The sequence below is a fragment of the [Mycoplasma] falconis genome (assembly GCF_006385795.1).
Classification (GTDB): domain Bacteria; phylum Bacillota_I; class Bacilli_A; order Mycoplasmatales; family Metamycoplasmataceae; genus Metamycoplasma; species Metamycoplasma falconis.
Map to the genome: position 1 here is coordinate 1 of NZ_VFSS01000028.1, position 750 is coordinate 750.

Consider the following 750-nt stretch of genomic DNA (forward strand, 5'->3'; position numbering starts at 1 on the left):
AAATCCGGTTTATGTATATAAATCCGGAACAAAATGATTTGAAGAAAAAAACGGAATTAAGACCGATATAACCGATCAAATTCCTTTTGAAATACCTAAAAGTTGAATTTGGATTAAGACTAATCAAGTTTGTAAAATAGAAACAGGAACACGAGATGCTGATTTTGCATCAGAAATAGGAAAATTTAATTTCTTTACATGTTCTAAAAATATATCTAAATGCAATGATTATAAATATAACGGTAAATATTTAATATTGGCCGGCAATGGTGCAAACATTGGAAACTGTATTTATTTTGAAGGCAAGTTTCACGCATATCAAAGAACTTACTTAATATCTGAAATTTTAGAAAAAGAATATTTTTTAAAATATTTAAGTTTTGTTATGAACGCTTTGTGGAAAGATTGGAATAAAGAGAAACTGTTTGGTTCTGCTATACCTTATATTAAATTAAATAATATCGAAAGTTTTTTAATTCCTCTTCCCCCTCTCGAAGAACAGCAACGCATCGTCGCTAAATTAGAAAAGATTTGACCTTTATTAGATAAATATGCTACTTTATATAATAAATTAACAGATCTAGAAAGTAAATTCCCTCATAGCTTAAAAAAATCTATTTTAAATTATGCAATTTCTGGAAAACTAACCAAACAATTACCTTCTGATTCTAGTGTTGAAGATTTATTAGCTTTAATTAAAAAAGAAAAAGAAAAATTAATAGCAGAAAAGAAAATTAAAGCTAATAAAAC

Annotated in this window: 1 protein-coding gene; it reads left to right on the forward strand. The window is 26.4% G+C overall.

The window, feature by feature from the left end; translation table 4 throughout:
• The coding region (locus FJO69_RS07665) for a restriction endonuclease subunit S (protein WP_211333794.1) at nucleotides 1–750 on the forward strand (750 nt) is incomplete at both ends.